We start from the raw sequence: 24,923 nt of genomic DNA on the forward strand, positions 1-24,923 counted from the left end.
AAAAGCAGCGGATATCATTGCCGTTTTCCCTGCTTTGCCGCAGACGATCCGCATTTTATCCTGCCAGCGACTTCCCGCCTTACGTCACGATAATGAAATGTTATGATCCCGCGTCCGTCGCTGTGGTCGTTCCCCGCGCGGCACTTCATCTGTGGCATATGAAATAAATTAAAAAATATCTAAGGAAGTCTCTCCATGCTCGCCAAATTAACCCGCCTGTTCCCGCTCTGGGCCGTGCTGCTCTCGGTCGCGGCGTATTACTCACCCTCGACGTTTCTCGGTATTGGGCCGTGGGTCACTTACCTGCTAATGCTGATCATGTTCGGCATGGGCGTCACTCTGAATATTGATGATTTCAAACGTGTGCTGACGCGTCCGGCACCGGTTATTGCCGGCACCTTTTTGCACTATCTGGTGATGCCACTCGCCGCCTGGGGCCTGGCTAAGCTATTCCACATGCCGCCGGACCTTTCAGCCGGGATGATCCTGGTGGGCAGCGTGGCCAGCGGTACCGCGTCCAACGTGATGATCTATCTGGCGAAGGGCGATGTGGCCCTGTCCGTGACCATCTCTTCAGTGTCTGCGCTGGTGGGTGTGTTCGCCACGCCGCTACTGACGCGCTTCTATGTCGATACTCACATTCAGGTCGATGTGATCGGCATGCTGCTCAGCATTATTAATATCGTGGTTATCCCGATTGGTCTGGGTCTGATCATCCACCACTCAATGAACAGCGTGGTGCGCCGTGTTGAGCCCTATCTGCCGGCATTTTCCATGGTCTGCATTCTGCTGATTATCAGCGCAGTGGTAGCGGGTTCTCAGGGCTTTATCGGTTCTGTCGGCCTGGTGGTGATTGCGGCGGTGATCCTGCATAACGCCATCGGCCTGCTGGGCGGTTACTGGGGCGGCAAGCTGTTTGGCTTTGACGAATCCACCTGCCGCACGCTGGCACTGGAAGTGGGTATGCAGAACTCCGGTCTGGCGGCAACGCTGGGCAAACTCTACTTCTCGCCACTGGCCGCTTTGCCGGGTGCGCTGTTCTCGGTGTGGCACAACCTGTCAGGTTCGCTGCTGGCCGGTTACTGGTCGGGCAAACCGATTGAGAAGAAGCAGAAGTAATCCTGCGAGCGGGCGGCCAAAGTGCCGCCCGCTGTCTATTTACTAAAGTTTTAGATAAGCGCGGATCCCATCCAGGAACATCTGCGTTGCCAGCATAATCAAAATCAAGCCCATCAACCGCTCCAGCGCGTTAACGCCTTTGTCGCCCAACAGGCGTAAAAACAGTCCTGACATCAGCAGAATGACCACGGTAACGCCCCAGGCAATCAGCAATGCGCCAACCAAATGTGACATCTGATTAGGATATTGATGTGACAGCAGCATCAGCGTGGCTAACAGCGAAGGGCCTGCGACCAGCGGAATCGCCAGCGGCACCAGAAACGGTTCTTCACCTGCAGGTAATCCGCTGGTGCTGGTTTCGCCAGAGGGAAAAATCATGCGAATGGCAATCAGGAACAGGATGATGCCGCCGGAGATCGAGACGGTTTCGGTGCGCAAATTCAGGAACGCCAGAATACGTTCGCCGGTAAACAGGAAAAGCAGCATGATGATCAGTGCGATCAGCATTTCACGTATTAGCACCGCGCGCCGGCGCTTGGGTTCGAGATGCTTAAGCACCGACATAAAAATCGGCAGGTTGCCTAGCGGATCCATAATCAACAGCAGCAATATGGTCGCAGATATCATTTCAGTCATAGGTAAAAGCCATCCCTTGTTCCCGTCATTTTTCAACTAAGGTGCGTTGGCGGCGATGGGCTTCCGGAGCGCTGACTCGCGTAGCCGATCGAGATACTCCGAATTTCCGCCTGCCCGTACCTCGATTCATTGAGGGGAGTATTAGTTGTACTGCTGAAAAAGTTGGCGCAATCGAATTAATTCACTTGCCAGAAAGCCTGCATTTTGTAGAGTTGGAGGTCGCAGGTAAACCTGATTATTACGCAGATCAACTGGATATTCCGCTTGGTCTTTTCCTCGCACCACGAAGGGCACAGTGATAACGCCCCGGACGGACAGAAAATGAAGAATGTAGGCTTTATTGGTTGGCGTGGCATGGTCGGCTCTGTGCTGATGTCACGCATGAGTGAAGAACGCGATTTTGATGTGATTAATCCGGTCTTCTTCTCCACGTCTCAGCTTGGTCAGGCTGCACCGACATTCGGCGGCAAGTCGACCGGTGCGCTGCAGGATGCTTTTGATATCGAGGCGCTGAAGGCGCTGGATATTATTATCACCTGCCAGGGCGGTGACTACACCAGTGAAGTTTACCCTAAGCTGCGTGAAAGCGGCTGGCAGGGTTACTGGATTGATGCGGCCTCGACGCTGCGCATGAAAGATGACGCCATCATCATTCTCGATCCGGTTAACCACAATGTGATTCGTCAGGGCCTCGACAACGGTATCAAAACCTTCGTCGGCGGTAACTGTACCGTCAGCCTGATGCTAATGTCACTCGGCGGCCTGTTCGCTAACGATCTGGTGGAGTGGGCCTCTGTCGCTACTTATCAGGCGGCGTCGGGCGGCGGTGCGCGCCATATGCGTGAACTGCTGACCCAGATGGGCATGTTGCACGACCACGTGGCGAAATCCCTGCAGGATCCGGCTTCGGCGATTCTGGATATCGAACGCAGCGTCACCGATTTCACCCGTTCAGGCACTTTGCCGACCGACAACTTCGGCGTACCGCTGGCGGGCAGCCTGATTCCATGGATCGACAAGCAGCTGGATAATGGCCAGAGCCGCGAAGAGTGGAAAGGCCAGGCAGAAACCAACAAGATTCTGCGCACCAGCAGCGTGATCCCAGTGGATGGTCTGTGTGTGCGCGTCGGTGCACTGCGCTGCCACAGCCAGGCATTCACCCTGAAGCTGAAAAAAGATATCCCGCTGAACGAAATCGAACAGCTGCTGGCTTCTCATAACGAGTGGGTGAAAGTGGTGCCAAATGACCGCGAAATCACCATGCGTGAACTGACCCCTGCAGCGGTGACCGGTACGCTGACCACGCCAGTGGGCCGTCTGCGCAAACTGAACATGGGGCCGGAATACCTTTCCGCCTTTACCGTGGGTGACCAATTGTTGTGGGGCGCGGCTGAACCGCTACGCCGCATGTTGCGTTTGCTGATCGACTAAGCGCAGCGACAAAGCAGACAGGCCGGGATTTCCCGGCCTTTTTTATGCCAACCAGGTTGCAAAACTTAACCCAAATTGCGCCTGACAAGTGATCCGCTTCCCCTTTTTGCTTGCCCGACAAGATTTTTTTGCTTTCCCCCCTGGCTTCTGCCAGCCCCAAGCTATGATTTAACAGTGATGTGCCGGTTGTTTACTGTTTTTGCTTTCCGAACTGAATGGTTGTTGTACACGGCAAAGATCTTCTCCCATGGACGGTGTCCTCTCTTGCTGATGTACGTATGGCTCAATGAAAAGCAGCGCACCAGAGGCGGCATTATTGTCCACTCCGGTCGCCTGCGCAAAATCATAGGAAGAAAGTCATGTCAGAGCTTCCCGATCGCCAGGCGATCAATGCCCTTTTTGCCGGGAATTATGCCGATCCCTTCTCTTTTTTGGGGATGCACCAAACTGTCGAAGGCCTTGAAGTGCGCGCGCTGCTGCCCGATGCCTCCGAAGTCTGGGTGATTGAAACCAACACCGGACGCAAATGCGCGCAGCTTAAATGCCTCGATTCACGCGGCTTCTTCTGCGGTGTGATCCCACGCCGTAAAAACCTGTTTCGCTATCAGCTGGCGGTCACCTGGCACGGCCAGCAAAACCTGATCGATGATGCCTATCGCTTCGGTCCTCTACTGGCCGAAATGGATGCCTGGCTGCTCGGCGAAGGCACGCATCTGCGCCCGTATGAAACGTTAGGTGCACATAACGCCACCATCGATGGCGTCAGCGGCACCCGTTTCTCGGTGTGGGCACCGAACGCACGTCGCGTCTCTGTGGTAGGCGAATTCAATTTCTGGGACGGTCGTCGTCACCCGATGCGCTTCCGCCGTGAGCTGGGTATCTGGGAGCTGTTTGTGCCGGGCGCGGTGAATGGCCAGCTGTACAAATATGAAATTATTGATGCGTCAGGGCAGATGCGCATCAAAGCCGACCCGTTTGCCTTTGAAGCACAGATGCGCCCGCAAACCGCCTCAATGATCTGCGGTTTACCGCCGAAGGTGGAGATGCAGCCGCAGCGCAAAGCCGCCAATGCTTTTGATCAGCCGATCTCGATTTACGAAGTGCATCTGGGATCCTGGCGCCGCCACACCGACAACAACTTCTGGCTGAGCTACAAAGAGCTGGCCGAACAGCTGGTGCCTTACGTCAAAGAGATGGGCTTCACCCACATTGAACTGCTGCCGATCAACGAACATCCGTTTGATGGCAGCTGGGGCTATCAGCCTCTTGGCATGTATGCACCCACGCGCCGCTTTGGTACCCGCGATGAGTTCCGCCACTTTATCGCCGCAGCGCACGATGCCGGCCTTAATGTGTTGCTTGATTGGGTGCCGGGTCACTTTCCCAGTGACGATTTCGGATTGGCGAAATTTGATGGCACCGAACTGTATGAGCACAGCGATCCGCGTGAAGGCTACCATCAGGACTGGAACACACTGATCTACAACTTTGGACGCCGCGAAGTCAGTAACTATCTCTCCGGCAACGCGCTGTATTGGATGGAGCGCTTTGGCATTGATGGCCTGCGTGTGGATGCCGTGGCATCGATGATCTACCGCGATTACAGCCGCAAAGAGGGCGAATGGATCCCTAACCACTTTGGCGGGCGTGAAAATCTTGAAGCGATTTCCTTCCTGCGCCACACCAACCGCACACTGGGCCGTGCGGCACCGGGCACCATCAGCGTGGCAGAGGAGTCCACCGACTATCCGGGTGTGACACGCCCTTCTGAAGATGGCGGCCTCGGCTTCTGGTTCAAATGGAACCTCGGCTGGATGCACGACACGCTCGACTACATGAAACTCGATCCGGTGCACCGTCGCTATCATCACAACCTGATGACGTTTGGCATGCTTTATAACTACACCGAAAACTTCGTGCTGCCGCTGTCGCACGATGAAGTGGTGCACGGTAAACGCTCGATTCTTGATCGCATGCCCGGCGATGCGTGGCAAAAGTTTGCCAACCTGCGTGCCTATTACGGCTGGATGTGGGGCTTCCCCGGTAAAAAGCTGCAGTTTATGGGCAACGAGTTTGCGCAAGGGCGTGAGTGGAACCACGATTCGAGCCTCGACTGGCATCTGCTGGAGGGCGAAGACAACTGGCACAACGGCGTACAGCGTCTGGTGCGCGATCTCAACCACAGCTACAAACACTTCACGCCATTACATCAACTTGATTTCGATGCGCAGGGCTTTGAATGGCTGGTGGTCGACGATCATGAAAACTCGGTGTTTGTGTTTGTGCGCCGCGATCGTGACGGCAATGAAATCATCGTTGCCAGTAACTTCACGCCGGTGGCGCGCCACGACTACCGCTTTGGCGTCAATCAACAAGGCGGCTGGCGTGAGGTGCTGAACACCGATCAGCAGGATTATCACGGCAGTAATATCCGCAATCACGGCATCGTGCATACCGATAACATTGAGAGCCACGGTCGGGCGCAATCCCTGAGCCTGACCTTGCCGCCGCTGGCCACGATTTGGCTGGTGCGGGAGGGCGACTGATGCTGGAGCCCGGGCAGCCAACGCCGTTGGGCGCCCATTACGATGGGCGCGGCGTTAACTTCACGCTGTTTTCCCGCCATGCCGAGCAGGTGGAGCTGTGCCTGTTTGACGCGCACGGCGTTGAGCGTCGCTTTACGCTACCCGCGCGCAGTGGGGATATCTGGCACGGCTATTTTTCGGCATTAAAGCCCGGCCAGCGTTACGGCTATCGCGTCCACGGTCCGTGGGCACCACAGCAAGGTCATCGTTTTAACCCCGCCAAACTGCTGGTGGATCCCTGCGCGAAAGCGGTGGTGGGGGATATTCCCGACGATCCGCGTTTTAGCGGTGGTGAGCAGCAGCCGGATGAGCAGGATAACGCCGCCATTGCGCCCAAATCACTGGTGATCGCTGAAGATTTTGACTGGGATGATGAGAAACCACTGCGTACGCCGTGGGGCAAGACGGTGGTGTATGAGGCGCACGTGCGTGGCTTAACCCGGCAACATCCGGAAATTCCGGAAAGGCTGCGCGGGACTTATGCGGCACTGGGCCATCCTGCTATGGTGAAGTACTTACGCCATCTCGGCATCACCGCGCTGGAACTGCTGCCGATAGCGCACTTCGCCAGCGAGCCGCGTCTGCTACGACTCGGGCTGAGCAATTACTGGGGTTACAACCCGTTCGCGCTGTGGGCGGTGGATCCGCGCTATGCCTCCGGCGAGCAGGGTTTAACGCCCTTGCAGGAGTTTCAGCAGGCGGTGAAAGCGCTGCATGCGGCGGGTATCGAAGTGATCCTTGATGTGGTGTTCAACCACACTGCCGAGTTGGAAGAGATTGGCCCCAACATTTCATTGCGCGGCGTGGATAACGCCAGCTATTACTGGCTCGACGCGCAGGGCGAATATCAAAACTGGACCGGCTGCGGCAACACGCTCAATCTCAGCGATCCGCAGGTGATGGAATGGGCATTAGAAGCGCTGCGCTATTGGGTGCGGGACTGCCATATCGATGGCTTCCGTTTTGATCTCGCCAGCGTGCTGGGTCGTACGCCGGACTATCGGCAGGATGCGCCGCTGTTCATCGCCATTAAAGCCTGTCCGGTGCTGTCACAGGTCAAATTGATTGCTGAACCGTGGGATATCGGCCCCGGCGGCTATCAGGTGGGCAATTTTCCCGAAGGATTCGCGGAATGGAATGACCATTTCCGCGATGCCGCGCGCCGTTACTGGCTGCACGGCCAGCTCAATAATGGCGAATTTGCCCGGCGGTTTGCCGCCTCCAGCGATGTGTTCCAGCGAGAGGGACGCTTGCCGCACGCCAGTATCAATCTGATCACCGCGCATGACGGTTTTACGCTGCGCGACGTGGTGAGCTTCAACAATAAACACAATCAGGCCAACGGCGAAGACAATCGTGACGGCAGTAGCAGCAACTTCAGCCACAACCATGGCAAAGAGGGGCTACAGGTCAATTTCGATATTGTCGAACGTCGTCGGCGTAGCGTGCATGCTCTGCTGACCACGCTGCTGTTGGCGCAAGGTACACCGATGCTGCTGGCCGGGGACGAACGCGGTCACAGCCAGCACGGTAACAATAACGCGTACTGTCAGGACAACCCACTCACATGGTTGCACTGGCATCAGGATAATTTTGGACTGGTCGACTTCACTGCCGCGTTAATCCGGCTGCGTCAGCGCATTCCTGCACTGACAGCGGATCGCTGGTGGCAGGAGGGCGATGGCAATGTGCAGTGGTTCAATGCCAGCGGCAAACCACTGGGAAATGAGGAGTGGGAACAGGGGGCGCACAGAATGCAGATCCTGCTCTCCAGCCGCTGGTTAATAACAATCAACGCCACGGAATCGGTGAGTGACCTTGCCTTACCAGACGGAGAGTGGCGTGCCATTCCTCCTTTCGCCGGGGAAGATAACCCCATCCTGACAACTGTCTGGCACGGGCCCGCACACGGCGTGTGTGTGTTCCTAAAGCAATCATAAGGAGTCAGACATGGTTAAGTTAGATAGAACAGATCCACTGATGCTGGCGCGCCAGCTCCCTACACAAACGGTGGCGTTGATCCTTGCTGGCGGGCGCGGTACGCGTCTGAAAGATCTCACCGCGAAACGTGCCAAACCTGCCGTTCATTTCGGCGGCAAGTTCCGCATCATCGACTTTGCGCTGTCGAATTGTATCAATTCGGGTATTCGGCGCATCGGCGTGATTACCCAATATCAGTCGCATACGTTAACGCAGCACATCCAGCGTGGCTGGTCGTTATTCAACGAAGAGATGAATGAATTTGTCGATTTGCTGCCGGCGCAGCAGCGTGCATCCACCGAGCATTGGTATCGCGGTACCGCCGATGCAGTTTCGCAGAACCTCGACATCATTCGCCGCTATCGAGCGCAATACATCGTGATTCTCGCCGGGGATCATATCTACAAAATGGATTACTCGCGGATGTTGCTCGATCACGCTGAACGTGGCGCGAAGTGCACCATCGCCTGCTTACCGGTGCCGCTCGACGAAGCCACGGCGTTTGGTGTGATGGCGGTGGATGCGGACAACAACGTGGTGGATTTTGTGGAAAAACCGCCGAAGCCACCGTCAATGCCGGGCGATGACACCAAAGCGTTAGCCAGTATGGGGATCTACGTGTTCAACGCTGATTACCTCTACCAGCTATTGGAAGAGGATTTGCTGATCCCTGAATCGAGCCACGATTTCGGCAAAGATTTGCTGCCAAAAATTGTCGCCAGCGGTGAAGCCTATGCGCACTCCTTTACCTTGTCGTGCGTACAGAACGATGAAAACGCTGAGCCTTACTGGCGTGACGTCGGAACGCTGGAAGCTTACTGGCGCGCTAATCTCGATCTGGCCTCGGTCACGCCGGAACTGGATATGTACGACCACGACTGGCCAATCCGTACGCATATGGAACCCTTGCCGCCCGCCAAATTTGTGCAGGATCGCTCGGGCAGCCATGGCATGACGATGAATTCACTGGTTTCCGGCGGCTGCATTATCTCCGGTTCCGTGGTGGTGAATTCGGTGTTGTTCCCGCGCGTGCGTATCAACTCATTTTGCAATATCGACTCTTCGGTGCTGTTACCGGATGTGGTGATCAATCGTTCCTGTCGTCTGCGTCGTTGCGTGATCGATCGCGCCTGCGTGATTCCGGAAGGCATGGTGATTGGTGAAAACCCTGATGAAGACAGCCGCCGTTTTTACCGTTCAGAAGAAGGCATCGTTTTGGTGACGCGCGCCATGCTGGCCAAATTGGCTGGCTGACCACGAACGCAACGAGCAAGCACATAATCGCCGCGGGGAACGCGCGCGATAACACAATAGGGGTCCAGGATGCAGGTTTTACATGTCTGTTCAGAACTTTTCCCGCTGCTGAAAACCGGCGGGTTGGCTGATGTCGTCGGCGCATTGCCTCAGGCTCAGATTGCGGGTGGTACGGATGCGCGGGTATTGCTTCCCGCTTATCCGGATCTGCGTAAAGGGATTCCTGACACCGAGATCGTTGCGGAATTGCATACTTTTGCTGGCCCGGTCCGTTTATTATTTGGACAATTCAATGGCGTTGGCATTTATTTAATTGATGCGCCGGGATTGTATGAGCGTCCCGGCAGCCCTTATCACGACACATCGCAGTTTGCCTACGTGGATAACTATCTGCGTTTTGCGCTGCTGGGCTGGATGGGCGCCGAGCTGGCCAGCGGGTTGGATACCTACTGGCAACCCGATGTGGTGCACGCGCATGACTGGCACGCGGGGTTAACCTGTGCTTACATCGCGGCCCGTGGACACCCGGCAAAAACGGTGTTTACCGTGCACAACCTCGCGTATCAGGGGCTGTTCAATGCGCGTCATCTGGATGAAATCCAGATCCCGCGCAGTTTCTTCGCCATGCATGGCCTGGAGTTCTACGGACAAATTTCGTACCTCAAGGCGGGATTATTTTATGCCGATCATATAACCGCAGTCAGCCCGACGTATGCTCTGGAAATCACCCGGCCAGAATTCGGTTATGGCATGGAATCCTTGCTGGAGCAGCGGCTCAAAGAGGGCCGGCTGAGTGGCATCCTGAATGGCGTTGACCCGGGCATTTGGGACCCGGCGCACGACCTGCTGCTGACGGCGCGTTACGACCGGGAAACGCTGGAGAGCAAAGCGGAGAACAAGCGCCAACTACAGATCGCCATGGGCCTGAAGGTGGATGACAAAGTGCCGGTATTTTGTGTCATCAGCCGTTTGACCAAACAGAAAGGGCTGGATCTGGTGCTGGAAGCGTTACCGGGGCTATTGGCGCAAGGCGGGCAGCTGGTGCTGTTGGGCCAGGGCGATGCAGAGTTACAACAAGGTTTCCTCGCTGCGGCGGCGGAACATCCAGGCAGCGTCGGCGTACAGATCGGTTATCACGAAGCCTTCTCACACCGCATTGTCGGTGGCGCCGATGTGATTATGGTGCCGAGCCGTTTTGAACCGTGCGGCTTAACTCAGTTGTACGGTTTGAAATATGGCACATTGCCGTTAGTGCGCCGCACCGGCGGGCTGGCAGATACCGTGCAGGACAGTTCGCTGGAGAACCTCGCTGACGGGGTCGCAAGCGGTTTCAGTTTTGAAGACAGTAACGCCTGGTCGCTGCTGCGGGCGATTCGACGTGCTTTTGTCCTCTGGTCCCGTCCTTCTCTCTGGCGCTACGTTCAGCGGCAGGCGATGGGGATGGATTTTAGTTGGCAGGTGGCCGCACAAGCCTACCGCGATCTTTATCAACGTTTGCTGTAATCAGAGATTGGGATACTGGATATGAATGCACCTTTCACCTATGCCTCACCCACGCTTACGGTTGACGCACTGAAGCACTCAATCGCCTATAAACTGATGTTTACTATTGGTAAAGACCCGTCGATCGCCAATCACCATGAGTGGCTTAACGCCGCCTTGCTGGCGGTGCGCGATCGCATGGTAGAACGTTGGTTGCGCTCCAGCCGTGCGCAGCTGTCGCAGGATGTGCGTCAGGTTTACTACCTGTCGATGGAGTTCCTGATGGGACGCACGCTGGGCAATGCATTGCTGGCGATGGGTATCTATGACGATCTCAATCAGGCGCTGGAGGAGATGGGGCTAGACCTTAGCGAACTGATGGACGAAGAGAACGATCCGGGGCTCGGCAATGGCGGCCTGGGTCGTTTAGCGGCGTGTTTCCTTGACTCGCTCGCCACCCTCGGTTTGCCGGGACGCGGTTACGGCATTCGCTACGATTACGGCATGTTCAAGCAGAATATTGTCGACGGTCAGCAGCGTGAATCGCCGGATTACTGGCTGGAATACGGCAATCCGTGGGAGTTCCAGCGCTTTAACACGCGCTACAAAGTGCGTTTCGGTGGCCGTCTGCAGCATGAAGGTGCGCGCGTTCGTTGGCTGGAAACCGAAGAGATTATCGCGGCGGCTTACGATCAAATCATTCCGGGTTTCGACACCGATGCCACCAACACGCTGCGCTTGTGGAGCGCGCAGGCCAGCAATGAGATCAACCTCGGCAAGTTTAACCAGGGGGATTACTTTGCGGCGGTGGAAGATAAAAACCATTCAGAGAACGTATCGCGCGTGCTCTATCCGGATGACTCCACCGATTCAGGCCGTGAACTGCGTTTGCGTCAGGAGTATTTCCTCGTCTCCGCCACGGTGCAGGATATTTTGAATCGCCACTGGCAAATGCATGAAACCTGGGACAACCTGGCGGATAAAATTGCTATCCATCTCAATGACACCCACCCGGTTTTAGCCATCCCTGAATTGATGCGCTTGTTGATCGACGATCACAAGTTCAGCTGGGATGACGCTTTTGAGGTCACTTGCCAGGTGTTCTCGTACACCAACCACACATTGATGAGTGAAGCGCTGGAAACCTGGCCGGTGGATATGTTCGGCAAGATTCTGCCGCGCCACCTCAGCATTGTGTTTGAAATCAACGATTACTTCCTGAAAACCATCCAGGAATACTATCCGGATGATTGGGATTTGATGTCACGCATCTCGATCATCGACGAAAACAACGGCCGCAAGGTGCGCATGGCGTGGCTGGCGGTGGTGGTCAGCCACAAGGTGAATGGCGTTTCAGAGCTGCACTCCAATCTGATGGTGCAGTCGCTGTTTGCTGATTTCGCGCGCCTGTTCCCGGGGCGTTTCTGTAATAAAACCAACGGCGTGACGCCGCGTCGCTGGCTGGCGCTGGCCAACCCGGCGCTTTCTGATGTGCTGGATGAGACGATTGGTCGCACCTGGCGAACCGACCTCAGTCAGCTGAGCGATCTGACGCCACACATCGATTATCCGGCCTTTATCGAGCAAATTTCCGACGCCAAATTCGCCAACAAAAAACGTCTGGCGGATTGGGTGGCGAAGAACATGGATATTGTGCTGGATCCGCATGCGCTGTTCGATGTGCAGATCAAACGTATCCATGAATATAAGCGTCAGCTGCTTAACGTGCTGCACGTCATCACCCGTTATAACCGCATCAAAGCCGATCCCACCGCGGATTGGGTGCCGCGCGTGAATATCTTCGCCGGTAAAGCGGCGTCGGCCTATTACGTGGCGAAGCACATCATCCATCTGATCAACGATGTTGCCAACGTGATCAACAACGATCCGCAGGTGAAGAACAAGCTGAAGGTGGTGTTTATTCCTAACTACAGCGTGAGCCTGGCGCAGATCATTATTCCGGCGGCGGATCTGTCCGAGCAGATCTCTACGGCAGGCACCGAGGCGTCCGGCACCAGTAACATGAAGTTTGCCCTCAATGGCGCGTTGACCATCGGTACGCTGGATGGTGCGAACGTCGAGATGCGCGAGCATGTGGGTGCGGAAAATATCTTTATCTTCGGCAACACCACGCCGCAGGTCGAGCAGCTGCGCAAGGATGGCTACAACCCGCGTAAATATTATGAGGAAGATGCCGAGCTGCACCAGGCGCTAACGCAAATTGCTAGCGGTGCATTCAGCCCGGGAGAGCCAGGTCGCTATCGCAATCTGTTTGATGCGCTGGTGAACTTCGGCGATCACTATCAACTGCTGGCCGATTATCGCAGCTATGTGGATGCGCAGGATAAGGTGGACAAGCTTTATCGTCAGCCGGATGAGTGGCAGCGCCGTGCGGCATTGAATATCGCCAACATGGGCTACTTCTCAGCAGACAGGACGATCCAGGAGTACGCGGACGAGATTTGGCATATTTCGCCGGTGAGATTGTAAGGTATGAAATGGGTCGCCATTAAAGGCGACCCTGAACGCAATGGATGAGATTTTCGAAGGGTGCGCTTTTATACGCACCTATAAAGCATTACTTGAGAGTGATGCTTTTCACGATCGCATCAGCATCGCTCTGCGCCTGCTGCTGATTGTCGGCTGGAAGAGTGATCTGCAGGGTCAGCAGTTTGCCTTCCACTTTTGCCAGAATCACGGAAGACCATGAGGTTTGGTTGTTGGCCGAAATCACGGTATCCAACTGCTGAGCTGGCTGATCTTTCAGCGTCACCGCTTTGTTAGAAACGACCTGCAACTGCGGATCGCGACCGCGCTGCTGCTGTTCCAGACGCTGTGACAAGGCATCCAGCGCTTCGTTGGTCGGATCGCCCGCAATCACAATAATTGCGCGCTGGCCGGTTTCATCGGCGTACACATGCATATTGGTAGATTCAGAACCGAGTTTACCGCTTTTATCAGACATGCCCGCCGGCAGACTGAAGCTCAGCTTGCCGTCCATCAGGTTCACCGTCTGGGCTGACTGGCTGGCGCTGGCACCGTTGCTGCCTGCCGCCGCATCTTCTTTCTTCTGATCACAGGCCGCAAGGCCTAACACCAACAAACCAATACCCGCATATTTCACTAAGTTACGCATTCTTTTCCCTTTGATGATTCCAGTCAGGTGCTTTCTACCCGGTATAAAAACGGAATCGGCGGTCAAAAGCAACCGCCGGTTTGTCAGGAAATCTTAGCGCGCTGCGGCGTTTCGTCTATGTGCAATTAGCCGAAATTGATCTGACGCTGTGTCGAGCGCTCTGCCAGACGTTTTAGCAGGCTGTTCAGCAACACACCGTAAGCAGGCAGGAAGAAAATCATGCAGATCAGCACTTTGAAGCTGTAATCCACCAGTGCGATCTCCACCCAATGCGCGGCCATGAACGGGTCCGGGCTCTTGTAGAAGGCGATGAAAAAGAAGGCCAGCGTATCGCTGATATTGCCGAGGAACATGGCTGCAGCAGGGGCGATCCACCACTGCGGTAAACGACGCAAACGGTTAAAAACGTGGACATCCAGAATCTGACCGAGCGCATAGGCCATAAAGCTGGCACTGGCGATACGTGCGACAAACAGATTCACCTGTTCCAGCGATGCCCATCCTTGCCATTCGCCCTGGTAAAACACACAGGACACCACGTAAGAGATAAACAGCGCCGGGATCATCACCGCCAAAATAATACGACGGGCTAACGGCGCGCCAAAGATGCGCACGGTGAGATCGGTAGCGAGGAAGATAAATGGAAAGCTAAAGGCACCCCAGGTGGTGTGGAAGCCGAAGATGGAAACCGGCAGCTGGACCAGATAGTTACTGGACGTGATCACCAGCAGATGGAATAGGGAAAGCCAAAACAGCGCATGCATGCGCTGACGTGCAGAGAAATCAATCATGTGAGACCTTTTTGAGTAATGGGGTGAGGGAACCCAACAATCCTCTTCATACTTCGCGTTGTCGCTTCGTTGGCTAAGTTCGCGTACCCCAGCCACTTACTTATGTAAGCTCCTGGGGATACACGCACTTGCCGCCTTGCTAAAACGCGAATTATTTCGAGGATTAAGCAATTTGGTAAAAAAACGGCGGCATCTTAGCGCGTTGCGCAAATAATGCAATGGTTAATTTTAACGCAATCGTTATCGCCTTGCGCTGAGCATTTAGCGCGCTAGAATGAGCGCCCATCTTGAATGAAGACAGAGAATCATGAGCGATCCCTTTTCTGCGCCGGACCACAAGCTTGATGCCCTTGGCCTGCGCTGCCCTGAGCCGGTAATGATGGTGCGCAAAACCGTGCGCACCATGCAGGCGGGCGAAACCTTACTGATCATTGCCGATGATCCGGCCACCACGCGTGATATTCCCGGTTTTTGCCGCTTTATGGAACATCAGTTGCTGGCACAGCAGACGGAAACGCTGCCGTACCAGTATCTGATTCAGAAGGGCACGGCTTAACGCTGTCGCAGCAATCGCAAAGCGTTGGCTGTGACCAGCGCTGTCGCACCTGAATCTGCCAGCACTGCCAGCCACAGACCGGTGAAACCGAGCAGTGTGGTGATCAGGAAAATGCCTTTCAGCCCCAGCGCTATCGCGATGTTTTGACGGATGATGGCGCGCGTGCGACGGGCCAGTGCGATAGTGCGTGGCAGAATTGCCAGACGGTTTTGTGTCAGCGCGGCGTCGGCGGCTTCCAGCGCGACATCGGTGCCGCTGCCCATGGCAATGCCAATCGTGGCCGCTTTCATCGCCGGGGCGTCGTTAATGCCATCGCCTACCATGGCCAGCGGCTGCTGCTCCTCCAGTTTGCGCACCATCTCCACTTTATCGGCAGGCAACAAGCCGGCGCGATAATCGATGTTGAGTTGCGTCGCCATCGACGCCGCCGCACGCGGGTTATCACCGGTCAACATCAGGCTATTAATGCCCAGCGCTTGCAACTGTGCCAGCGCCGTGACGGCTTCCTCGCGTAGCTGATCCTGCAACGCCAGGGTGCCGATGACGGTCTCATCCTGTAACAGCACCACCACGGTTTTACCTTGAGCTTCCCGTTGCGCGATCGCCTGCTGCTGATCGGTCGTGAGCGTGGTGGCATCGCGTGGTGCCAGCAGCTGATAGGTCACGCCATCAATCTGCGCACGGATGCCGCTGCCAGCCAGCGTTTGCTGCTGCCGGGCGCGCGGTAGCCTGAGCTGGCGCTTTTCGGCCTCACGCACGATGGCGATCGCCAATGGATGGCTGGAACCTTGCTCCACTGCCGCCGCAATGCTCAGCAGTGCATTTGCTTCCATCGCACTGAAAGATTCGACCTCGGTCACCTGCGGTTTACCCAGTGTGAGGGTACCGGTTTTATCGAATGCGATGGTCTGGATGCGGCTGAGACGTTCCAGCGCGGCGCCACCTTTGATCAGGGCGCCCTGTCGCGCGGCCGCCGCTAAGCCAGAGGTGATTGCAGCGGGGGTAGAAATCACCAGCGCACAAGGGCAACCTATTAACAGCAGCGTCAGGCCTTTATAAATCCACGGCAACCACGCTGCCCCCGCTAACAGTGGCGGCAGCACCATCACTAACAGCGCCAGCAGCATAATGGCAGGCGTATAAATGCGGCTGAAGCGATCGATAAAGCGCTCAACCGGTGCACGGTGGCTTTCAGCTTCTTCGATGAGCTGTAGGATGCGATCAATCGCGCTCTGGCCAGGTTCGGAGATGACTTTCAGCGTGACCAGGCGATCCACGCTAGTGGCGCCCGCCATCACCGTTTCGCCCGGCTGACGGGCAACCGGCACGGACTCGCCCGTCAGCGCACTTTCATCAAAACTGGCGCTCTGGTTTAGCAGCTCGCCATCGGCCGGCAAACGACCGCCAGCCGCGACTTCAATCGTATCGCTAGGATGCAAGTCGGCCAGCGCCACCTGCTCGCGCTGCGTGCCTTTCAAACGCGTAGCAGTATCGGGGCGCAGTGCCATTAACGCCGTCACACCGCGTCGTGCGCGAGAAGCTGCAAATGACTCCAGCCTTTCACCCAGCTGGAACAGCAACAGCACCATCGCGGCTTCGGCATGTGCGCCAATCACCAACGCACCGGTGGCGGCAAGGGTCATCAGGGTTTCGATACTGAAGGGTGAACCGCCTCGCAGCAGTTTCCACGCGCTGAATGCAATCGGAGCCAGGCCGATCAGCGTGGTCATCACAAACAGGCGATCGCCCCATACCGGAGAAACCTGGCTCAGCAGCCAACTGGCAAGCATCAGCAGCGCCAGTAACAGCAAACCGGCATTTTCCTGCCAGCGGCGTTGCGGTGCGGGCTGAGATTGCGGATCGTTTGAGGTCAGGGTAAAACCGACATTTTTGACGGCCTGTTCGATGGCCGGGCGAATATCCTGGTCGGCATCCACCACCAGTTTTTCACTGGCAAAAATCACGCGAGCTGTGCGCACCTGCGCCAGCTGTTGTACAGCACTTTCAATTTTTCGCGCGCAGCTGGGGCAATCCATTCCGGCAATCTGCCAGCGGAATTGATGAGATGTGGATGAGGGCCTGTCGCTTTCGGCGTCGCTTTCGCCGCCGGGACTGCCGCTGTCGTTGTCACAGCAACCGCAACCACTTTCTGGTGTGGCGGGGAGGGCGGCTGAGATTTTCAGCGTCGTAGGTGAAACACTGCGAATGGCGCACAGCGGCTGGGTTTTGCTGTGGGATTTTCCACAACGGCATGAATGAGAATGGGCGTGCATAGAGCCTCCGGTATCAATGCGGGCCACTGCCCGCATCCCGAATGCTACACTCTGGAGTCAACTCCAGAGTCAAGCAAAAGGTCATCTTTTCTTCAATACAGCCACAGCGAACGCACAATCATAAAGTGGCCGGCGAAATAGCAAGCGGCAACAATGGCGCTATCGGCACTGAAACGGCGGCGATAATGGGTGATAAACCAGATAATGTTGCCTAATAGCAGCAGTCCGGCGCCAACCAATAGTGAGAAGCTGTAATCCGTCGGGCGGAAGAAGTAATTCTCTGCCGCCATCCAGTTCATCACCAGCGTCATCCCAATTAGGGTACAGATCGGCCAGCGCAAATCCTCCAGCTTCGACCAGATAATGCCAATCACCACCACCCCAATCACCAGCAGCGTGACCGGAATCGGCCAGAAGAAACTCATGGTCATGTGGGCAGCAAAGCTGATGGTGTAGAGCAGATGTGACAGGAAGAATGCACCCAGCGCATAGAGCATTTGCTGGCGAGGCAGTAACGTCAGTGCATCGCCGACCAGAGTGGCAACCAGGCCAGCCAGAATCAGGTAATCGGTGGTATTGAGCGTGGGCGCTTGCCAGGCCCAGGCGACCAGCAACAGCAAGGTAACAGGTTTGAACAGCCAGCGTTGCCACTGCGGGCCACGGTATGAAGCATCAACGTACAGCCAACCGGAAAAAAGTACGGCAAGGAAAGACCAAAGCATGTTTTCTCCCTTTTCTGAACGTGCTGTTCAGAGTCATGAATTTTCCCAAAATCGCGATCTCAGTGTAAGTTACCGGCGACGAATGTGACAATCGGTCAACTCTGGTTGTATGCTTTGTCGTCTTTTACTGTTCCGACATTAACGCAAAGTGCGAGAGAAAACATGAGCAAACCACCGCTAATCTTTTTCATCGTTCTGGCGATTATTGCCGTATTGGCGACCCGTCAGTTTATTAAGCAACGCCGTGAAACCGCGGTAAATGATGCTTCACCGATTCGCTCACTGAGCGTAGAAGTGAAAACCAAACGTGAGTTTCCTTCCCCCAATCGCCGTTCGCGCCAGCGTGAAGAGATTGTGGCTGAAGATATGAAGTACGAAGCCTGGTTTCATCCACTCAATGGGGCGAGTGATATCAAGGTGGTGGTGAGCGCCGATGACTATCATCATATCGATAAGGGCGCGAAGGGAGAGTTGAAAATGCAGGGCAGTCGCTTTGTCAGTTTCACGCCTGCGCAATAAAACGGGCCGCTGCAGCGGCCCGTATCCTTACATCTTTGGGTAATGCTTTTTCTGCCACGCCAGCAGTTCAAACACACCAAAAAAGAAAATTTTCGCTTGCGTGACGCCACTGAGTTTTGGCGCCTCTTTCGGCTGAGTCGCGCGCAGCAGAACCAGCTGCAAGCCGTGCATGATCACCATGAAGAACAGTGCCACATGCACAAAGTAGCGCAGCGGTGTCGGGAAAGGATGCACCAGATTGAGCAGCAGAAATGCCCAGACGCAAATCATCAGTAATCGTCCCAGATTAAGCCACATCGTGCGTCTCCTGTTGGCGTTGATAAAGGCGATATGCCACCTGACCGGCAATTTTTTCGCGGTACAAGTCCCAGTTAGCGGGCGCCACAGGCGTGCCGTGCTCCACTTCGCTTTCGACGTAAATCAGTGCGTTCTCCGCCAGCCAGCCGTTGTTTTCCAGCAGCGTTAGCGTCTCCAGCAGTAATCCTTTACGGAATGGTGGATCAACAAACACCACATCGAACGGCTCTCCGGGTTGGCTCAACCACTGTAGCGTATTGGTCTGCACGACGTTGCCTTGCGTCGCACGCAGGGTTTGCAGATTCTGCGACAGCTGTTGGGCGACGGAACGTTCCATCTCAAGCAGCGTAGCAGACGCCGCATAGCGTGACAGTGCTTCCAGCCCGAGCGCACCGCTACCGGCGAAGCAATCGAGACAACGCGCTTCCTGAATATCCGGCGCTAACCAGTTAAACAGGGTTTCACGCACGCGATCGGTTGTCGGGCGCAGGCCTGCGCTATCCGGCACCGGTAATTTGCGGCCGCGCCACTGTCCGCCAATGATACGAATCTGGCCAGCAGCGCCGCTGCTGCGGGGGGATTTACTCATTTTGCTCACAACTCGTCATAATTTGTTGCGTAGTTTAACGGGCGTGGCAGGCAGAAGAAACGTAAAAAAGGGTGCTGTGGTGCGCTGGCTGGAAAGTGTTAGACTACTGAGTTGATATGGGGCGCGTAATTGCCTGATTTTTACGCCGCTCACGAACAAAAAATTGAATTTTTTATCCCCTGGGAACAGCGTGCTACCGGGAATAAGCCATCGAGGAGTGTGGTTACACAATGGCAAAAGAGAAAAAACGTGGCTTTTTTTCCTGGCTAGGCTTTGGCAAAGAAGAAGAGAAGCAGCAGCCTGCGGAAGAGCAGCAACCGGCCGAAGCGGCGCAACAGCCGATCGCTGAAGAGAGCGCGTTAGCAAGCGCCGAAGCGCAGGCGGAAGAGACGGTTGCCGTCACTGAGCACGTAGCCGAAGAACAACGGGCACAGCCGGAAGCGGTGGTGTCCAAGCCGATCACGGCAATTGAAGAGGAAGTGCTACCGGAGGAGGAAATCCATCCGGACGTAGCACCTGTCGAAGAAGAGCCTCAGGCAGAAGAACTGATTGTTGAAGCGCCTGCTGCGCAGCACGAGCCGGAGATCGAAGAAGCGTCCGTTGCGCCAGTAGTTGCGCAGTACGAGCCGGAAATCGCAGAAGCGGTCGTTGAGCCAGTGATTGCGCAGCATGAGCCAGAGATCGAAGAAGCGGTCGTTGAGCCATTGGTTGGGCAGCATGAGCCAGAGATCGAGGAAGCGGCTGTTGAGCCACTCGTTGCGCAGCATGAGCCGGAAATCGAAGAAGCAGCCGTTGAATCGGAAGACGACGCGTTAAGCGACGAAGAACTTGAAGCCTTGGCGTTGGCCGAAACCTATGCGGAAGACGCTGAAGCCGAAGCGCAGGATACTGTCAGCGATTTACCGCTGGCCGCAGCGCCGCTGATCACGCAGGAGCAGGATCGTCCGACCAAAGAGGGCTTCTTTGCTCGCCTCAAGCGCAGCCTGGTCAAAACCCGAGAAAACCTCGGTTCCGGTTTTGTTAGCCTGTTCCGCGGCAAAAAAATCGATGATGACCTGTTTGAAGAGCTGGAAGAGCAGTTGCTGATTGCTGATGTGGGTGTAGAGACCACGCGCCGTATCATCACCAATCTGACGCAGCAGGCTAACCGCAAGCAGTTGCGTGATGCTGAAGCACTTTACGGCCTGCTGAAAAGTGAAATGGCCGGCATTCTGGAAAAGGTTGATCAGCCACTGGATGTGGGCGGCAAAACGCCGTTTGTTATCCTGATGGTAGGCGTCAACGGCGTGGGTAAAACCACCACTATCGGTAAGCTGGCGCGTCAATATCAGGCTCAGGGAAAATCAGTGATGTTGGCGGCGGGTGATACCTTCCGTGCAGCAGCAGTGGAACAGCTTCAGGTCTGGGGTCAGCGTAACAACATTCCTGTGGTGGCTCAGCATACGGGTGCTGACTCGGCTTCCGTTATCTTCGACGCCATTCAGGCCGCGAAGTCACGCAACGTCGATGTACTCATTGCAGATACCGCTGGTCGCCTGCAGAACAAAGCCCATCTGATGGAAGAGCTGAAAAAAATCACCCGCGTGATGAAAAAGCTGGATGAGGATGCACCACATGAAGTGATGTTAACCCTCGATGCCAGCACCGGGCAAAACGCCGTTAGCCAGGCCAAACTGTTCCATGAAGCGGTGGGACTGACCGGCATCACGCTGACCAAGCTCGACGGCACCGCCAAAGGTGGTGTGATCTTCTCGGTTGCCGATCAGTTTGGCATTCCGATTCGTTATATCGGTGTCGGGGAAGGCATCGAGGATTTACGGCCGTTTAAGGCCGCAGACTTTATTGAGGCACTGTTTGCCCGAGAGGAATGATTGGGATGATTCGCTTTGAAGAGGTCAGTAAAGCATACCTGGGAGGACGTCAGGCGCTGCAGGGAGTGGATTTCCATCTTCGCCCCGGCGAAATGGCATTCCTGACCGGCCACTCCGGTGCAGGGAAAAGTACCTTGCTGAAGCTGATTTGTGGCATTGAGCGCCCGAGCGCCGGGCAAATCTGGTTTAGCGGCCACGATATTTCACGTCTGCGTCGCAGCGAAGTGCCTTTCCTGCGACGTCAGATCGGGATGATTTTCCAGGATCACCACTTGCTGATGGATCGTTCGGTCTATGACAACGTGGCGATTCCACTGATCATTTCCGGCGCCAGTGGTGAAGATATTCGTCGCCGTGTATCGGCAGCGCTGGATAAAGTCGGCTTGCTCGACAAAGCGAAGAGTTATCCGATCCAGCTTTCTGGTGGTGAACAGCAACGTGTCGGCATTGCCCGCGCGGTGGTGAACAAACCTGCGGTGCTGCTGGCGGACGAACCCACCGGTAATCTGGATGATGCCCTGTCAGAAGACATTCTGCGCCTGTTTGAAGAGTTCAATCGTGTTGGTGTGACCGTCTTAATGGCGACGCACGACACCGGGCTGATTGCCCGCCGCAATTACCGCTTGATGACGCTGAATCAGGGACGCCTGCACGGAGGCCATGATGGTCAATAAACGCAATAAGCGCCCAGCGGCGCCGAAGGCGGCGAAGGCGCCTTCGAAAAGTAAGGCGCTGAAAGGCGGCTGGCAGGAGCAGTGGCGCTATGCGCTGCGCGGTACGCTCTCGGATATGTGGCGTCAGCCGCTGGCCACGCTGCTGACCGTGATGGTGATTGCTATCTCGCTGACGCTGCCGAGCGTCTGCTATATGGTGTGGAAAAACGTCAGCCAGGCGGCGACGCAGTGGTATCCGGCACCGCAGTTGACGGTGTATCTGGATAAAGCGCTGGATGATACGGCGGCTGAGAATGTCGCTGCTGAGCTGAAAAAGTTAGATGGCGTGGATAACGTTAACTATCTGACCCGTGAAGAAGCGCTGAATGAGTTCCGCAACTGGTCTGGTTTCGGCGGTTCAATGGACATGCTGGAGCAAAACCCGCTGCCTGCCGTGGCCATCATCACGCCGAAACTGAATTTCCAGAATTCAGACACTATGGCTAACCTGCGCGACCGCGTGTCGAAAGTGCAGGGTGTGGATGAAGTGCGCATGGATGACAGCTGGTTTGCCCGTTTAGCGGCGTTAACCGGGCTGGTAGGGCAAATTGCTTCGATGATTGGTCTGCTGATGGTGGTGGCGGTGTTCCTGGTGATTGGTAACAGCGTGCGCCTGAGCATCTTTGCCCGTCGCGATACCATTAACGTGCAAAAGCTGATTGGTGCCACCGACGGCTTTATCTTGCGTCCGTTCCTGTATGGCGGCGCGCTGTTAGGTTTCAGTGGTGCAGTGCTTTCACTGCTGCTGTCCGAAGTGCTGGTACTGCGTCTGCAATCAGTCGTAGCGCAGGTGGCGACGGTGTTTGGCACCACCTTTGTTCTTGAAGGTTTTTCCTGGGACGAAGGGCTGCTACTGCTGCTCATCGCCGCCATTATTGGCTGGGTTGCCGCATGGTTAGCCACTGTACAACATTTACGCCGATTTACGCCGCAGTAACCAACAGCAACGTTTTTTGATATACTCTTCCTCTGCTGCCGACGATCTGGGAGCAGAGGAATCTTCCTATTTTCCCCGCCGTCATCTGTGTGTAAAATATTCACTGCTAATATTGAACTTGTGGATAACTTTGTCGTCCAAGTAGCACAGATTGCTTTTGGTTTTTTCGCGACGTTGACATAATGTAACGTCTGCGCAAAATACCGCGCAGCAAGTCCATTGAATTTGTGAGGGTTTGAATGACCAAAGAAATGCAAACTTTAGCGATTGCGCCTCTGGGTAACCTGGAATCTTATGTCCGGGCTGCCAACAACTGGCCGGTATTAACGGCAGAAGAGGAGAAGGCATTAGCGGAGAAACTGCATTACCAGGGCGATCTGGATGCAGCTAAGACGCTGATCCTGTCTCACCTGCGCTTTGTTGTTCATATTGCTCGTAACTACTCCGGTTACGGCCTGCCACAGGCGGACCTGATTCAGGAAGGTAACATCGGCCTGATGAAGGCGGTGCGTCGCTTCAACCCTGAAGTTGGCGTGCGTCTGGTGTCATTTGCCGTGCACTGGATCAAAGCAGAGATTCACGAATACGTGCTGCGTAACTGGCGTATTGTGAAAGTCGCGACCACGAAAGCCCAGCGCAAGCTGTTCTTTAATCTGCGTAAAAGCAAACAGCGTCTTGGTTGGTTTAATCAGGATGAAGTGGAGATGGTTGCGCGCGAGTTGGGCGTGAGCAGCAAAGATGTCCTCGAGATGGAATCTCGTATGGCCGCGCAGGATATGACTTTCGACATGTCTTCGGATGACGAAGCTGGCGAAGGTAAGCCGATGGCACCGGTACTCTATCTGCAGGATAAAACCTCAGACTTTGCCGACGGCATTGAAGAGGATAACTGGGATGCGCACGCTGCTGATAAGCTGAGCGATGCCATGCTGAGCCTTGATGAGCGCAGCCAGCACATCATCCGCGCCCGTTGGCTGGATGATGAGAATAAAACCACTTTGCAGGAGTTGGCCGACAAATATGGCGTCTCTGCAGAGCGTGTGCGTCAGCTGGAAAAGAACGCCATGAAGAAACTGCGTATGGCGATTGAAGCCTGATAACCATCGGGTGAAAAACGGGGCGACTTTATAGTCGCCCTTTTTATTTGCCCGCAGTCCGTAGCCGCGCAATGTATTGCGCATCAGTCACCAACCCTGGCGCTTCAGGACAGCGCGATAAATCGCGCCGTTACGTGTCCGCAATAATTAGCGCACCCAGCCATCGGCCTGCGCGCGAAAACCACAGGCCTGCATAAAGGCCGCGCGCACACTCTGATCGTCGTCGCCGTCATCGGCTACCCACCAATCTGCCAGCGCGCGATTCTGCGCGATAGTCTCTTCCAGCAAATATTGCCCGACTCCACGGCGGCGCGTCACTTCGCGCACGGTGAGGTGTGAAATCTTCCCCTGCGTGCCACAAATCTCCAGCTGCAACCCGCCCAACAGACGATCGTTAAACCTTGCCGCATACAACCGCTGCGTCTCGCTTAATGCAGCCTCAAGTTGCGAAATATCGATCTGCGACCAGACTTTAGCTAAATCCAACCGATCCTGCGGCGTGAGTGCGGTGATTCGCTGAATAGTGAGCTTCATTACCCTTACCTGTACTGCCAGAAAGGCCATAGTGTAGCGAATTTAGACAGTCAGCGTGCTGTCACTTTTTTGCGATGAAAATAGGTCAAATGCCAGCCACTTTGCCAGGATTGTGGAGGAAGCCATCAATGTTAGCTGAAAAAGCCAGCATAACGCGCTGGCATTTTGGCTAAAAACCGGCCATAAAAACCAGATGATTCTGCTGTGCAACGCGACTAATACTGAATATGTCAGTTGATTTACAGAAGAAAGTTCCTGTTTAATAACCTGAAAAATAAAGCCTTATTACCAATAAATGCCAGAAAAGAGCGCTAACTCATTATTCTTGAATCAGTTTTCCTCTTTGACTGGCAGAAAATAAACCAAACACAACGACACACGACACAACAGATGGGGAAGTT

General features: G+C 55.3%; 21 protein-coding genes. 13 read left to right on the plus strand and 8 right to left on the minus strand.

Translation table 11 applies throughout. The features are described 5' to 3' along the window. The first annotated feature begins 195 nt into the window (after positions 1–195). Positions 196–1,119: a ketopantoate/pantoate/pantothenate transporter PanS gene (panS, locus tag FD737_RS16645; protein ID WP_160834055.1), complete on the plus strand. Its 924-nt coding sequence runs from the start codon at positions 196–198 to the stop codon at positions 1,117–1,119. A gap of 42 nt (positions 1,120–1,161) precedes the next feature. Here panS and FD737_RS16650 read toward each other — a convergent pair whose 3' ends face one another. Continuing rightward, positions 1,162–1,755 (minus strand): YhgN family NAAT transporter, encoded by a 594-nt coding sequence (locus FD737_RS16650; protein ID WP_034827091.1) that lies wholly within the window; start codon positions 1,753–1,755, stop codon positions 1,162–1,164. A 321-nt stretch (positions 1,756–2,076) separates the two neighbouring features. Between FD737_RS16650 and asd the strand changes: the two genes are divergently transcribed. From asd to glgP, 6 genes are all read left to right on the plus strand, one after another. Further along, the gene (asd, locus tag FD737_RS16655; protein WP_097118913.1) at positions 2,077–3,186 is read left to right on the plus strand and encodes an aspartate-semialdehyde dehydrogenase; all 1,110 of its coding nucleotides are present in this window, start codon (positions 2,077–2,079) and stop codon (positions 3,184–3,186) included. A gap of 359 nt (positions 3,187–3,545) precedes the next feature. Next, on the plus strand, positions 3,546–5,732 hold the full coding sequence (gene glgB / locus FD737_RS16660) for a 1,4-alpha-glucan branching enzyme (RefSeq protein WP_160834056.1): 2,187 nt from the start codon (positions 3,546–3,548) through the stop codon (positions 5,730–5,732). Then, positions 5,732–7,711 (plus strand): glycogen debranching protein GlgX, encoded by a 1,980-nt coding sequence (glgX, locus tag FD737_RS16665; protein ID WP_160834057.1) that lies wholly within the window; start codon positions 5,732–5,734, stop codon positions 7,709–7,711. Before glgB ends, glgX begins: the two co-directional genes overlap by 1 nt. A gap of 10 nt (positions 7,712–7,721) precedes the next feature. After that, positions 7,722–9,005, plus strand: a complete 1,284-nt coding sequence (glgC, locus tag FD737_RS16670; RefSeq protein WP_097118916.1) for a glucose-1-phosphate adenylyltransferase — start codon at positions 7,722–7,724, stop codon at positions 9,003–9,005. A gap of 69 nt (positions 9,006–9,074) precedes the next feature. Continuing rightward, complete coding sequence (gene glgA, locus FD737_RS16675) at positions 9,075–10,508, plus strand: glycogen synthase GlgA (RefSeq protein WP_160834058.1); 1,434 nt, start codon at positions 9,075–9,077, stop codon at positions 10,506–10,508. A 21-nt stretch (positions 10,509–10,529) separates the two neighbouring features. After that, positions 10,530–12,977 carry a glycogen phosphorylase gene (gene glgP / locus FD737_RS16680; RefSeq protein WP_160834059.1) on the plus strand — a complete coding sequence of 816 codons (2,448 nt, stop codon included), beginning with the start codon at positions 10,530–10,532 and terminating at the stop codon, positions 12,975–12,977. Positions 12,978–13,065: 88 nt separating this feature from the next. On the opposite strand, the gene FD737_RS16685 is transcribed toward glgP, so the two are convergent. Both FD737_RS16685 and FD737_RS16690 read right to left on the minus strand, forming a co-directional pair. Beyond that, the gene (locus FD737_RS16685; protein WP_160834060.1) at positions 13,066–13,623 is read right to left on the minus strand and encodes a DcrB family lipoprotein; all 558 of its coding nucleotides are present in this window, start codon (positions 13,621–13,623) and stop codon (positions 13,066–13,068) included. A gap of 125 nt (positions 13,624–13,748) precedes the next feature. Next, positions 13,749–14,414, minus strand: a complete 666-nt coding sequence (locus FD737_RS16690) for a 7-cyano-7-deazaguanine/7-aminomethyl-7-deazaguanine transporter (protein WP_034827083.1) — start codon at positions 14,412–14,414, stop codon at positions 13,749–13,751. A gap of 307 nt (positions 14,415–14,721) precedes the next feature. On the opposite strand from FD737_RS16690, the gene tusA reads away from it, so the two are divergent. Further along, positions 14,722–14,970, plus strand: coding sequence for a sulfurtransferase TusA (tusA, locus tag FD737_RS16695; protein ID WP_034827082.1), 249 nt, complete (start codon positions 14,722–14,724; stop codon positions 14,968–14,970). On the opposite strand, the gene FD737_RS16700 is transcribed toward tusA, so the two are convergent. Next, a complete protein-coding gene (locus FD737_RS16700) occupies positions 14,967–17,243 on the minus strand; it encodes a zinc/cadmium/mercury/lead-transporting ATPase (RefSeq protein WP_160834061.1) in 2,277 nt (758 codons plus the stop codon). The two genes, tusA and FD737_RS16700, sit on opposite strands and share 4 nt — an antisense overlap. A gap of 92 nt (positions 17,244–17,335) precedes the next feature. Then, positions 17,336–17,965 (minus strand): lysoplasmalogenase, encoded by a 630-nt coding sequence (locus tag FD737_RS16705; protein ID WP_034827077.1) that lies wholly within the window; start codon positions 17,963–17,965, stop codon positions 17,336–17,338. Between the two features lie 162 nt (positions 17,966–18,127). On the opposite strand from FD737_RS16705, the gene FD737_RS16710 reads away from it, so the two are divergent. Further along, complete coding sequence (locus tag FD737_RS16710; protein WP_160834062.1) at positions 18,128–18,484, plus strand: DUF2500 domain-containing protein; 357 nt, start codon at positions 18,128–18,130, stop codon at positions 18,482–18,484. A 27-nt stretch (positions 18,485–18,511) separates the two neighbouring features. Here FD737_RS16710 and FD737_RS16715 read toward each other — a convergent pair whose 3' ends face one another. After that, positions 18,512–18,781 carry a DUF1145 family protein gene (locus tag FD737_RS16715; protein WP_034827067.1) on the minus strand — a complete coding sequence of 90 codons (270 nt, stop codon included), beginning with the start codon at positions 18,779–18,781 and terminating at the stop codon, positions 18,512–18,514. Beyond that, positions 18,771–19,370, minus strand: coding sequence for a 16S rRNA (guanine(966)-N(2))-methyltransferase (gene rsmD, locus FD737_RS16720; protein ID WP_058960042.1), 600 nt, complete (start codon positions 19,368–19,370; stop codon positions 18,771–18,773). Before rsmD ends, FD737_RS16715 begins: the two co-directional genes overlap by 11 nt. A 230-nt stretch (positions 19,371–19,600) precedes the next feature. Between rsmD and ftsY the strand changes: the two genes are divergently transcribed. The 4 genes from ftsY to rpoH all read left to right on the plus strand — a co-directional run bounded on the left by ftsY (position 19,601) and on the right by rpoH (position 23,988). Then, complete coding sequence (ftsY, locus tag FD737_RS16725; RefSeq protein ID WP_160834063.1) at positions 19,601–21,241, plus strand: signal recognition particle-docking protein FtsY; 1,641 nt, start codon at positions 19,601–19,603, stop codon at positions 21,239–21,241. Between the two features lie 5 nt (positions 21,242–21,246). Further along, positions 21,247–21,915: a cell division ATP-binding protein FtsE gene (ftsE, locus tag FD737_RS16730; RefSeq protein ID WP_034827061.1), complete on the plus strand. Its 669-nt coding sequence runs from the start codon at positions 21,247–21,249 to the stop codon at positions 21,913–21,915. Beyond that, entirely contained in the window at positions 21,905–22,891 is a 987-nt protein-coding gene (gene ftsX / locus FD737_RS16735) for a permease-like cell division protein FtsX (RefSeq protein WP_058960044.1), read from the plus strand. The genes ftsE and ftsX overlap by 11 nt, the downstream gene beginning before the upstream one ends. Before the next feature lie 239 nt (positions 22,892–23,130). Further along, positions 23,131–23,988, plus strand: a complete 858-nt coding sequence (gene rpoH / locus FD737_RS16740) for an RNA polymerase sigma factor RpoH (protein WP_034827057.1) — start codon at positions 23,131–23,133, stop codon at positions 23,986–23,988. Positions 23,989–24,135: 147 nt separating this feature from the next. On the opposite strand, the gene panM is transcribed toward rpoH, so the two are convergent. Further along, complete coding sequence (gene panM / locus FD737_RS16745; protein ID WP_058960046.1) at positions 24,136–24,522, minus strand: aspartate 1-decarboxylase autocleavage activator PanM; 387 nt, start codon at positions 24,520–24,522, stop codon at positions 24,136–24,138. Between the last annotated feature and the right edge of the window lie 401 nt (positions 24,523–24,923).

It is taken from the genome of Pantoea sp. Seng, assembly GCF_009829935.1.
In the GTDB taxonomy this organism is placed as follows: Bacteria; Pseudomonadota; Gammaproteobacteria; order Enterobacterales; family Enterobacteriaceae; genus Pantoea; species Pantoea communis.

Excerpts from the sequence above, each read along its gene's own strand:
- tusA (WP_034827082.1), top strand. The coding sequence starts at position 14,722 with ATGAGCGATCCCTTTTCTGCGCCGGACCACAAGCTTGATGCCCTTGGC.
- glgX (WP_160834057.1), top strand. The coding sequence starts at position 5,732 with ATGCTGGAGCCCGGGCAGCCAACGCCGTTGGGCGCCCATTACGATGGG.
- ftsY (WP_160834063.1), top strand. The coding sequence starts at position 19,601 with ATGGCAAAAGAGAAAAAACGTGGCTTTTTTTCCTGGCTAGGCTTTGGC.
- ftsX (WP_058960044.1), top strand. The coding sequence starts at position 21,905 with ATGGTCAATAAACGCAATAAGCGCCCAGCGGCGCCGAAGGCGGCGAAG.
- FD737_RS16705 (WP_034827077.1), bottom strand. The coding sequence starts at position 17,965 with ATGCTTTGGTCTTTCCTTGCCGTACTTTTTTCCGGTTGGCTGTACGTT.
- FD737_RS16715 (WP_034827067.1), bottom strand. The coding sequence starts at position 18,781 with ATGTGGCTTAATCTGGGACGATTACTGATGATTTGCGTCTGGGCATTT.
- glgB (WP_160834056.1), top strand. The coding sequence starts at position 3,546 with ATGTCAGAGCTTCCCGATCGCCAGGCGATCAATGCCCTTTTTGCCGGG.
- asd (WP_097118913.1), top strand. The coding sequence starts at position 2,077 with ATGAAGAATGTAGGCTTTATTGGTTGGCGTGGCATGGTCGGCTCTGTG.
- FD737_RS16685 (WP_160834060.1), bottom strand. The coding sequence starts at position 13,623 with ATGCGTAACTTAGTGAAATATGCGGGTATTGGTTTGTTGGTGTTAGGC.
- FD737_RS16690 (WP_034827083.1), bottom strand. The coding sequence starts at position 14,414 with ATGATTGATTTCTCTGCACGTCAGCGCATGCATGCGCTGTTTTGGCTT.
- glgA (WP_160834058.1), top strand. The coding sequence starts at position 9,075 with ATGCAGGTTTTACATGTCTGTTCAGAACTTTTCCCGCTGCTGAAAACC.
- FD737_RS16650 (WP_034827091.1), bottom strand. The coding sequence starts at position 1,755 with ATGACTGAAATGATATCTGCGACCATATTGCTGCTGTTGATTATGGAT.
- panM (WP_058960046.1), bottom strand. The coding sequence starts at position 24,522 with ATGAAGCTCACTATTCAGCGAATCACCGCACTCACGCCGCAGGATCGG.
- panS (WP_160834055.1), top strand. The coding sequence starts at position 196 with ATGCTCGCCAAATTAACCCGCCTGTTCCCGCTCTGGGCCGTGCTGCTC.
- ftsE (WP_034827061.1), top strand. The coding sequence starts at position 21,247 with ATGATTCGCTTTGAAGAGGTCAGTAAAGCATACCTGGGAGGACGTCAG.
- FD737_RS16700 (WP_160834061.1), bottom strand. The coding sequence starts at position 17,243 with ATGCACGCCCATTCTCATTCATGCCGTTGTGGAAAATCCCACAGCAAA.
- glgP (WP_160834059.1), top strand. The coding sequence starts at position 10,530 with ATGAATGCACCTTTCACCTATGCCTCACCCACGCTTACGGTTGACGCA.
- glgC (WP_097118916.1), top strand. The coding sequence starts at position 7,722 with ATGGTTAAGTTAGATAGAACAGATCCACTGATGCTGGCGCGCCAGCTC.
- rsmD (WP_058960042.1), bottom strand. The coding sequence starts at position 19,370 with ATGAGTAAATCCCCCCGCAGCAGCGGCGCTGCTGGCCAGATTCGTATC.
- FD737_RS16710 (WP_160834062.1), top strand. The coding sequence starts at position 18,128 with ATGAGCAAACCACCGCTAATCTTTTTCATCGTTCTGGCGATTATTGCC.
- rpoH (WP_034827057.1), top strand. The coding sequence starts at position 23,131 with ATGACCAAAGAAATGCAAACTTTAGCGATTGCGCCTCTGGGTAACCTG.